General features: G+C 64.5%; 11 protein-coding genes. 2 read left to right on the forward strand and 9 right to left on the reverse strand.

All coding sequences use genetic code 11. The annotated features are described in order from the left end of the window. Nucleotides 1–149 precede the first annotated feature (149 nt). On the reverse strand, nucleotides 150–542 hold the full coding sequence (gene rpsI, locus XcuCFBP2542_RS18220; RefSeq protein ID WP_104605598.1) for a 30S ribosomal protein S9: 393 nt from the start codon (nucleotides 540–542) through the stop codon (nucleotides 150–152). 2 nt (nucleotides 543–544) lie between these two features. After that, nucleotides 545–973, reverse strand: coding sequence for a 50S ribosomal protein L13 (gene rplM / locus XcuCFBP2542_RS18225; RefSeq protein WP_003483082.1), 429 nt, complete (start codon nucleotides 971–973; stop codon nucleotides 545–547). Nucleotides 974–1,155: 182 nt separating this feature from the next. Between rplM and coq7 the strand changes: the two genes are divergently transcribed. Next, nucleotides 1,156–1,809, forward strand: coding sequence for a 2-polyprenyl-3-methyl-6-methoxy-1,4-benzoquinone monooxygenase (gene coq7 / locus XcuCFBP2542_RS18230; protein ID WP_104605600.1), 654 nt, complete (start codon nucleotides 1,156–1,158; stop codon nucleotides 1,807–1,809). Nucleotides 1,810–1,911: 102 nt separating this feature from the next. Here coq7 and XcuCFBP2542_RS18235 read toward each other — a convergent pair whose 3' ends face one another. Continuing rightward, complete coding sequence (locus tag XcuCFBP2542_RS18235; protein ID WP_104605602.1) at nucleotides 1,912–2,226, reverse strand: DMT family transporter; 315 nt, start codon at nucleotides 2,224–2,226, stop codon at nucleotides 1,912–1,914. 162 nt (nucleotides 2,227–2,388) lie between these two features. Further along, complete coding sequence (gene speD, locus XcuCFBP2542_RS18240; protein WP_104605604.1) at nucleotides 2,389–3,183, reverse strand: adenosylmethionine decarboxylase; 795 nt, start codon at nucleotides 3,181–3,183, stop codon at nucleotides 2,389–2,391. 137 nt (nucleotides 3,184–3,320) lie between these two features. Between speD and crp the strand changes: the two genes are divergently transcribed. Continuing rightward, nucleotides 3,321–4,013, forward strand: a complete 693-nt coding sequence (gene crp / locus XcuCFBP2542_RS18245; RefSeq protein WP_104605606.1) for a cAMP-activated global transcriptional regulator CRP — start codon at nucleotides 3,321–3,323, stop codon at nucleotides 4,011–4,013. Nucleotides 4,014–4,251: 238 nt separating this feature from the next. On the opposite strand, the gene XcuCFBP2542_RS18250 is transcribed toward crp, so the two are convergent. From XcuCFBP2542_RS18250 to XcuCFBP2542_RS18270, 5 genes are all read right to left on the reverse strand, one after another. Continuing rightward, nucleotides 4,252–4,983 carry a haloacid dehalogenase-like hydrolase gene (locus XcuCFBP2542_RS18250; RefSeq protein ID WP_104605608.1) on the reverse strand — a complete coding sequence of 244 codons (732 nt, stop codon included), beginning with the start codon at nucleotides 4,981–4,983 and terminating at the stop codon, nucleotides 4,252–4,254. Further along, nucleotides 4,976–5,773, reverse strand: coding sequence for an indole-3-glycerol phosphate synthase TrpC (trpC, locus tag XcuCFBP2542_RS18255; protein WP_104605610.1), 798 nt, complete (start codon nucleotides 5,771–5,773; stop codon nucleotides 4,976–4,978). The genes XcuCFBP2542_RS18250 and trpC overlap by 8 nt, the downstream gene beginning before the upstream one ends. Before the next feature lie 138 nt (nucleotides 5,774–5,911). Next, nucleotides 5,912–6,949 (reverse strand): anthranilate phosphoribosyltransferase, encoded by a 1,038-nt coding sequence (trpD, locus tag XcuCFBP2542_RS18260; RefSeq protein ID WP_104605612.1) that lies wholly within the window; start codon nucleotides 6,947–6,949, stop codon nucleotides 5,912–5,914. Between the two features lie 80 nt (nucleotides 6,950–7,029). Then, nucleotides 7,030–7,659: a flavin reductase family protein gene (locus XcuCFBP2542_RS18265; RefSeq protein WP_104605614.1), complete on the reverse strand. Its 630-nt coding sequence runs from the start codon at nucleotides 7,657–7,659 to the stop codon at nucleotides 7,030–7,032. A gap of 175 nt (nucleotides 7,660–7,834) precedes the next feature. After that, the gene (locus tag XcuCFBP2542_RS18270) at nucleotides 7,835–8,419 is read right to left on the reverse strand and encodes an anthranilate synthase component II (RefSeq protein WP_104605616.1); all 585 of its coding nucleotides are present in this window, start codon (nucleotides 8,417–8,419) and stop codon (nucleotides 7,835–7,837) included. Nucleotides 8,420–8,802 lie beyond the last annotated feature (383 nt).

The following is an 8,802-nucleotide window of genomic DNA, read 5'->3' on the forward strand; positions in this document are numbered from 1 at the left end:
CCGAACGAAGCTTCCCCAGAGTCGTCAAGAACCGCGCTTCGAAGTTCCCAACGAAAAATGCCAATCAGCGTTAACTGACTGGCATTGCGGCAATGCCGGGCTTTTGCAGCAATTGCCCCAGCGAACCAGGGCAACGCAGACGCGATGGATCAGCGCTTGGAGAACTGGGTCGCGCGACGGGCCTTGTGCAGACCGACCTTCTTACGCTCGACTTCACGGGCGTCGCGGGTCATGAAGCCAGCCTTGCGCAGCTCGAACTTCAGGGTTTCGTCGTACTCGACCAGCGCACGGGCGATGCCCAGACGGATCGCACCGGCCTGGCCGGTGGTGCCGCCGCCGGAAGCGGTGACCAGGATGTCGAAGCTTTCAGTGTTCTTGGTGAGCTCCAGCGGCTGGCGCACGATCATGCGCGCGGTTTTACGGCCGAAGAACTCGTCCAGCGGACGGTCGTTGACGGTGATCTTGCCAGTGCCCTTGCGCAGGAACACGCGAGCGGTGGAGGACTTGCGGCGGCCGGTGCCGTAGTTTTGCGTGATAGCCATGATTAGATATCCAGAACTTGCGGCTGCTGGGCGGCGTGCGGATGCTCGGCACCCGAATAGACCTTGAGCTTGCGGTACATGGTGCGGCCCAGGGGGCCCTTCGGCAGCATGCCCTTGACGGCGATTTCGATCACGCGCTCCGGGTGGCGCTGCAGCGCCTGCTCCAGGCTCTCGGTCTTCAAGTTACCGATGTAGCCGGTGAAGCGATGATACTTCTTGTCTTTCAGCTTGTTACCCGTGACGACGATCTTCTCGGCGTTGATGACCACGAGGTAATCGCCGGTATCGACGTGCGGGGTATAAACCGGCTTGTGCTTGCCGCGCAGGCGGCGGGCCAGTTCGGTGGACAGACGGCCGAGCGTCTTGCCGGCGGCGTCGACGAGATACCAGTCGCGCTGGACGGTCTCGGACTTGGCGGTGAACGTAGTCATGAGAAAACTCTTGAGTGGTCGGGCGGATTGCAGCGGCAATGACCGCTGGAACTTTGCCACGCGTTGTGAAGGCGAAACAGAAGAGGCGGGATTGTACGCGGCGGCCCGGCGCGACGCAAGTCGCTGCGACGGCTACGGCGCGGGCGGTTGGCAGCGGCGCGGTCGAAGCCCAGAATCCGGACATGACCCAGACCTCCCCTACCCGATCGCAGACCCCGCTCGACCGGCTGCTGACCGAAGCCCAGCGCGCGCTGGAGACGGTATTCGGCAATCCACCCGCGCAGCGCCCCAATCCAGCCGCCGACACCCCGGATGCCGCACTGACGGCTCCGCAGCGCGCGCACGCCGCCGGGCTGATGCGCATCAACCATGTCGGCGAGGTCTGCGCGCAGGGGCTGTATTTCGGCCAGGCCGCCGTCGCCCGCGACGCCGATACCCAGCGACACCTGCTCGAAGCGGCGCAGGAAGAAACCGACCACCTGGCCTGGTGCGCCGACCGCCTGCACGAGTTGGATAGCCGCCCCAGCCTGTTCAACCCGCTCTGGTATGTCGGCAGCTACACGCTCGGTGCGCTGGCCGGCCTGCGCGGCGACGACTGGAGCCTGGGCTTCGTGGTCGAAACCGAACGCCAGGTGGAAGCCCACCTGGACGAGCACCTGGAAACCCTGCCGGAGATCGACCAGCGCAGCCGCGCCATCCTGCGGGTCATGAAGATCGACGAAGCCCGCCACGCCGACCACGCAGAACAGGCCGGCGCCCGCATCCTGCCCCCCCCGATCCCCAGCGCCATGGCCTTGGCCTCCAAGCTGATGAAGACGGTGGCGTACCGGCTCTAGGTCGGGAATCGAGAATCGAGAATCGGGAGTGGGGAATCGGGTGCGGGCTGCAGGCGCTCAAGCTCGGCAGCCAACCTGCACACACATCGGGGCAGGCGCTGACTAACCGACCAGCTTCAAACCGATCACACCCGCCACGATCAGCCCGATGCAGGCCAGCCGCGACCACGATGCGCTGTCGCCGAACAGCGCGATGCCGGCGACGGTCACACCCAGCGCACCGATGCCGGTCCAGATCGCATAGCCGGTGCCGACCGGGATGGTCTTCAACGCCTGGGTCAGAAACCACAGGCTGATGCCAGCCAGGCCGACCGTCAGCACAGTGGACCACAGCCGCGTAAAGCCGTCGCTGTATTTCAGGCCCATGGCGAAGCCGATTTCGAACAGGCCGGCCAGTAGCAGGTAGATCCAGGGCATTGCGGTACTCCTCAACAGAAAAAACGGACAAAAAAAAAGCGACCCAGTGTCTGCACACTGGGCCGCCGTCGGCTGTGGAACGCGAGGTCATCGCGTGGCGGGCCGTCCCGCCTTGCATCTTGAATCCACCTGCAAGCAGGTGGTCCGGCACGTTCGCTGCGCTTATTCGCTCAGGTTACGTCCGTGGAACAATTCTTCGATCTCGCGCTTGAGCAGCGTTTCGATCTTCATGCGCTCCTTGAACGAAAGGTTCTTGGCGCGCTCTTCGAACAAATATTGGTCCAGATCGAAGTCCTTCAAGTGCATCTTGGTGTGGAAGATGTTTTCCTGATAGACATTCACGTCGAACATCTCGTAGCGCGACTTCACGTTCTTGGCCAGGAAGTGCTGGATCGAGTTGATCTTGTGATCGATGTAGTGCTTCTTGCCCTTCACATCGCGGGTGAAGCCACGGACGCGGTAGTCCATGATGACGATGTCCGATTCGAGGCTCTCGATCAGGTAGTTCAACGCCTTCAACGGCGAGATCACGCCACAGGTGGCCACGTCGATATCGGCACGGAAGGTGGCGATACCTTCCTGCGGATGCGTCTCGGGGTATGTATGGACGGTGATATGGCTCTTGTCCATATGAGCAACCACAGCTTCGGAAATCAACTCCCTGCCGGCCTGCTTCTTGTCGATCACCGGCTCTTCGGAGATCAGGATCGTCACCGATGCACCCTGCGGATCGTAGTCCTGACGTGCGATATTGAGGATGTTGGCGCCAATGATCTCGGCCACATCGGTCAGGATCTGGGTCAGGCGATCAGCGTCGTACTGCTCGTCGATGTACTCGATGTAGCGCTGACGCTCTTCTTCGGTACGCGCGTAACAGACGTCGTAGATGTTGAAGCTCAACGCCTTGGTGAGGTTGTTGAACCCCTGTAGCCTCAGGCGAGGCAACGGCTTGACCACGTCGGTCTGTCCTTTTGGAAGGCGGGAAAGGAACCAATTATGAGCCAAAGATCCCAGCAACGAAATGCCGTCATGAAGAATGGTTTACGTTGCATGACTCATGCCGTTAAGCTTCAGGAATCACACGCGGAACTACCATGAGCTCAGGAAACACGACGGTTGTGACTACGACGGTACGTAACGCTACCCCTTCCCTGGCGCTGGACGCCGGCACGATCGAGCGTTTTCTGGCCCACAGCCACCGCAGACGCTATCCGACCCGGACCGATGTGTTCCGGCCGGGCGATCCGGCGGGCACGCTCTACTACGTCATCAGCGGCTCGGTGAGCATCATTGCCGAGGAAGATGACGATCGTGAGTTGGTGCTGGGCTATTTCGGCAGCGGCGAATTCGTCGGTGAGATGGGCTTGTTCATCGAATCGGACACCCGCGAAGTGATCCTGCGCACCCGCACCCAGTGCGAGCTGGCCGAGATCAGCTACGAGCGCCTGCAGCAGCTGTTCCAGACCAGTCTGTCGCCGGATGCGCCACGCATCCTGTACGCCATTGGCGTCCAGCTCTCCAAGCGCCTGCTCGACACGACAAGGAAAGCCAGCCGCCTGGCCTTCCTGGATGTGACCGACCGGATCGTGCGGACCCTGCACGATCTGTCCAAGGAGCCGGAGGCGATGAGCCACCCGCAAGGCACCCAGCTGCGCGTGTCGCGGCAGGAGCTGGCGCGCCTGGTGGGCTGCTCGCGCGAAATGGCCGGACGCGTCCTGAAGAAGTTGCAGGCGGACGGCTTGCTGCACGCACGTGGCAAGACCGTCGTGCTGTACGGCACACGCTGAATCACCTGTCGCACGGCGGCCGGTGTGGAGTGCGCACCGACCGCCGAACGGGCTAGGAGGCATTACCGATCCGCCGGGCATCCGCCCGCGGCCCGATGTCGCCGGTTGTCCTGCGGGACATCCACTGCGCCATCGCCCATGGCGCACGACCCGCAGCAGCCGACCTCGATCGGCTCGCTCCCCGCGCGCGCCATGCGTGCCCACCTGACGACTGCGCGCTGCGGTGGGTTAGCCGCGCTTATGCAGACGCGTCCTGAAGCGCCTTGCCACCGCGGTCGCGGCAGCCCCAGTTGAGGATCGGCGTGCCTACAGGCAGCACCTGGCGAAACAGGTCTTCGCGATTGGCCTTGGGATTGACCACTACCGGCGCGCGCGCGGCCTTCAACAGTGGCAGGTCGGCGGTGCTGTCCGAATACGCCACGGCGATATCGGCGTAGCCGCGCTCGCGCAACATGCGCATCTTCTCTTCGTTGTGGCAATGACGGCGCGCGGTGACCGCTCCCAGGCGCGGGCCGACCAGGCTGCCGATCACCGGCACGTCCTGGTGCGCGACAAATCCGAGAATCGCGCGCGCCAACTCCGGCGGCGCACCGGTGGCGACCACGACCCGGTCGCCTGCGGCGCGATGCTCGGTGAACACCTTGAGCGCGTGTGGCAGCAGGCGCTGGCGGATCTGCGCTTCATGCTTGAGCACGTAGGCATCGATGAAGCGGTTGAACTCGCGCGTGCGATGCAGCCCGAAGGTCGCGATCCACACATAGCCGGAGACGCCACGGCGGCGGGTCGGCAGCATCGCCACCATCGGCCCCAGCAGTGGCGAGGCCAGCAGCGCCACCAGCAGGCGCAACGGGTTGCGCCGGATCAACCAGGCAAACAGGTGGCTGCCGGAATCGCCGTCGTACAGCGTGTGGTCGAAGTCGAAGACTACCAACGGTGCATCGTCGCTCGGCGCGGGATACGACTCAGTCATGCGCAAAGAATAGCTGACGCAGCGACTCGCCGGGTTCGGGCGCACGCATGAAGGTCTCGCCAACCAGGAACGCGTTCACGCCGTTGCGGCGCATCAACTGCACGTCGTCGGGGGTGACGATGCCGCTTTCGGTGACCAGGATGCGGTCGCGCGGCACTGCCGCGCGCATGTCCAGCGTGGTCTGCAGCGATACCTCGAAGGTGCGCAGGTTGCGGTTGTTGATGCCTACCAGCGGCACCGGCACCTGCACCGCACGCTCGAGCTCGTCGATGTCGTGCACTTCGACCAGCACATCCAGCTCCAGCTGCATGGCCAGGCCGGACAGCTCGGCCAGCTGCGCATCGTCCAGCGCCGAGACGATCAGCAGGATGCAATCGGCCCCGAGCACGCGCGCTTCATAGACCTGGTACGGGTCCACGGTGAAGTCCTTGCGCAGCACCGGCAGCGTGCAGGCATCGCGCGCCTGGCGCAGATAGGCATCGGCGCCCTGGAAAAAATCCACGTCGGTCAGCACCGACAGGCAACTGGCACCGCCGAATTCATAGCTGACCGCGATATCGGCAGGATGGAAATCGGGCCGGATCACCCCCTTCGACGGGCTGGCCTTCTTCACTTCGGCGATCACCGCCGCATCGCCGGCCGCGATGCTGGCCTGCATGGCCGCAGCAAAACCGCGGGTGGGCGGCAGATCGGCGCAGCGCGCGACCAGCTCGGCCAACGGCACGCGCGCGTGGCGCTCGGCCACTTCTTCGGCCTTGCGGGCAAGGATGGTGTTGAGGATGTCGCTCATCGTGTGGGGTCCTGGCGGGCGGGCATTATCGGTCAAGACGGCCACATCGCGCTGCGCTGGCACGCCAGCGCACGTGGCGCACCGGTAGAGGGCAAGGCGGCCGCCGCTTGCACGGCGAACCGTTGCAGCCGTGCGCGATCACGCCTGCGCGGCGATCTGGCGGGTGAAGGCCACATACGCGTCCAGCCTGGCGCGCGCCGAGCCATCGGCCAGCACCACCCGCGCGCGCGCGACACCGTCGGCGATACTGTCGGCCACGCCGGCCACGTACAACGCGGCGCCGGCGTTGAGCGCCACAATGTCCAGCGCCGGGCCGGGGACGTTGTCCAGCACCTGCAGCAGCAGCGTGCGCGACTGCGCGGCATCGGCCACCTTGAGGTTGCGGCTGGCCGACATGGCAATGCCGAAATCTTCCGGGTGCACCTCGTACTCGCGCACCTGGCCATCGCGCAGTTCGCCCACCAGGGTGCCGGCGCCGAGCGAGAGCTCGTCCATGCCATCGCGCCCCCACACCACCAGTGCACGTTCGGCGCCCAGCTCGTGCAGCACGCGCGCCTGGATGCCGACCAGGTCCGGGTGGAACACACCCATCAGGATATTGGGCGCGCCGGCCGGGTTGGTCAGCGGGCCGAGGATGTTGAAGATGGTGCGCACGCCCATTTCGCGACGCACCGGCGCCACCACCTTCATGGCCGGGTGATGCACTGGCGCATACATGAAGCCGATGCCGGTCTGCGCCAGCGATGCGGCCACCTGATCGGGCTGCAGCTCGATCACTGCGCCCAGCGCCTCCAACGCATCGGCGCTGCCGGATTTGGATGACACGCTGCGATTGCCGTGCTTGGCCACCTTGGCACCGCCCGCTGCGGCCACGAACATCGCGCAGGTGGAAATGTTGAAGGTGTGCGAGCCATCGCCGCCGGTGCCGACGATATCGACCATGTGCTTCCGGTCGCTGACCTCCACGCGGCGCGAGAACTCGCGCATCACGGTAGCCGCGCCGGCGATTTCGCCAACGGTCTCCTTCTTGACCCGCAGCCCGGTGAGGATGGCGGCGACCATCGTGTCCGACACTTCGCCGCGCATGATCTGGCGCATCAGCTCGACCATTTCGTCGTGGAAGATTTCGCGGTGTTCGATGGTGCGTTGCAGGGCTTCTTGCGGGGTGATGGGCATGGGGACAACCGGAAAGCGAACGTGGGAATGAGGTATTGGGAGAGCGGCACGCGCGGCATGGGAGGCCGACGCTGGCGCACTCAGCCCGGGCGTTGCATGCGGAAGCGCGCCTGCGCCTGCACTTCGAAATAGTCGGCCGCACCACCCGCGCGCAGGATGGTCTGCACCCGGGCCGGGTCGTAGATCCCGTCCTGTAGCGCGGCATGGGCCAGATGCACGCCCACCACTTCGCCCAGCACCAGCCAGGTATCGACCTGCTGCCCGTCGGCCCGTTGCAGGCGCAACAACTGGCTCAGCCGGCACTCGAAACTGACCGGGCTGGCAGCCACCCGCGGGGCGTCGATCAGCCGCGACGGTGCGGCCTGCAGGCCGGCCAGCACGAACTCATCCACCTCCGGCGGCACGATCGCCGCGCTGGCATTCATCGCCTCGGCCAGCGGCCGCGTCGCCAGGTTCCAGGTGAACTGGCCGGTGGCTTCGATGTTGCGCACGCTGTCCTTCCAGCCGGTGCTGGAGAAACCAACGATGGGCGGGACGTAGTTGAAGGCGTTGAAGAAGCTGTAGGGCGCCAGGTTGGCGATGCCCTGGGCATCACGCGTCCCGATCCAGCCGATCGGACGCGGCCCGACGATGGCATTGAACGGATCGTGCGGCAGGCCATGCCCGTGCGCCGGCTGGTAGAAATGCATGCTGTCGGCCGATGCCGTCATCGGCCAGGCGCTCCTGCGGGTTGTTCGCATGCCAGGCACTCACCTCGCGCGACAGCGAACCGGGCGCCGGCCTGCTCCACGGCAGTGGCGGCGCACGAGCGTCCCATCGGCCACGGGCGACTGCGCTGAAGCACGCCGCCCTGCAGCGGCAACTCGGTGATGGGCACCGCCGTGCTCACGCCGCGCGTTCCAGGAAGTTCTTCAGCAGGGCATGGCCGTGCTGGGTCAGGATGGATTCGGGATGGAACTGCACGCCTTCCACCGGAAACTGGCGGTGGCGCAGGCCCATGATCTCTTCCATGGAGCCGTCCGGATTCTCGGTCCAGGCAGTGACTTCCAATGCATCCGGCAGGGTGGTCTTATCCACCACCAGCGAGTGGTAGCGTGTGGCCACGTAACCGTCCGGCAGGCCGACGAACACGCCCTTGCCTTCGTGACGGATCGGCGAGGTCTTGCCGTGCATGATGTTGCCGGCGCGGATCACATCGCCGCCGTACACCTGCCCGATACTTTGATGCCCCAGGCACACGCCCAGGATGGGGGTGGTCTGGCCCAGCCGCTCGATCAACTGCAGCGAAATACCGGCTTCGTTGGGCGTACACGGTCCAGGCGAGATCACGATGCGCTCGGGCTTGAGCGCGGCGACCTGATCGACGCTCATCGCGTCGTTGCGCACCACCATCACCTCCGCGCCCAGCGCCTGCAGGTACTGCACGAGGTTGTAGGTGAAGCTGTCGTAGTTATCGAGCATGAACAACATATCAGGCCTATCTATCTGTTTTTAAAGTTCTAAATCCCAAAACGACCCACTGATACCCGCTCTCACTATCCGCCAGTCCACTGGATATCCGAGCTACTGGAGAGCAAGCAACACCCGCGCATATCTTCGCACGGACTCGCTCGATCTTCGGGATCTTGCACGATTGGTACGCATATGAAACCGCTATACAAGCCGGTCGAAGCCACTAGACATGACCTGTCGGCTATGACGCTGATAGCTCCCTATAACAGCCTGCGCCCCCGCTGTTCAGCACTGCGCAGCCATTTGGACACCTGATTAGCCCCATTCCTCAGCCGGTAGTTGCAGGATTTGCGACGGGTCGGCTGGACAATGGCCCCACTTGAAGGCAACGGAGGTGGGGC

The sequence above is a fragment of the Xanthomonas cucurbitae genome (assembly GCF_002939885.1).
In the GTDB taxonomy this organism is placed as follows: domain Bacteria; phylum Pseudomonadota; class Gammaproteobacteria; order Xanthomonadales; family Xanthomonadaceae; genus Xanthomonas; species Xanthomonas cucurbitae.

Bases quoted from the DNA above. Each gene is read 5' to 3' on its own strand.
- rpsI (WP_104605598.1), bottom strand. From the start codon at position 542: ATGGCTATCACGCAAAACTACGGCACCGGCCGCCGCAAGTCCTCCACC.
- rplM (WP_003483082.1), bottom strand. From the start codon at position 973: ATGACTACGTTCACCGCCAAGTCCGAGACCGTCCAGCGCGACTGGTAT.
- coq7 (WP_104605600.1), top strand. From the start codon at position 1,156: ATGACCCAGACCTCCCCTACCCGATCGCAGACCCCGCTCGACCGGCTG.
- XcuCFBP2542_RS18235 (WP_104605602.1), bottom strand. From the start codon at position 2,226: ATGCCCTGGATCTACCTGCTACTGGCCGGCCTGTTCGAAATCGGCTTC.
- crp (WP_104605606.1), top strand. From the start codon at position 3,321: ATGAGCTCAGGAAACACGACGGTTGTGACTACGACGGTACGTAACGCT.
- XcuCFBP2542_RS18250 (WP_104605608.1), bottom strand. From the start codon at position 4,983: ATGACTGAGTCGTATCCCGCGCCGAGCGACGATGCACCGTTGGTAGTC.
- trpC (WP_104605610.1), bottom strand. From the start codon at position 5,773: ATGAGCGACATCCTCAACACCATCCTTGCCCGCAAGGCCGAAGAAGTG.
- trpD (WP_104605612.1), bottom strand. From the start codon at position 6,949: ATGCCCATCACCCCGCAAGAAGCCCTGCAACGCACCATCGAACACCGC.
- XcuCFBP2542_RS18265 (WP_104605614.1), bottom strand. From the start codon at position 7,659: ATGACGGCATCGGCCGACAGCATGCATTTCTACCAGCCGGCGCACGGG.
- XcuCFBP2542_RS18270 (WP_104605616.1), bottom strand. From the start codon at position 8,419: ATGTTGTTCATGCTCGATAACTACGACAGCTTCACCTACAACCTCGTG.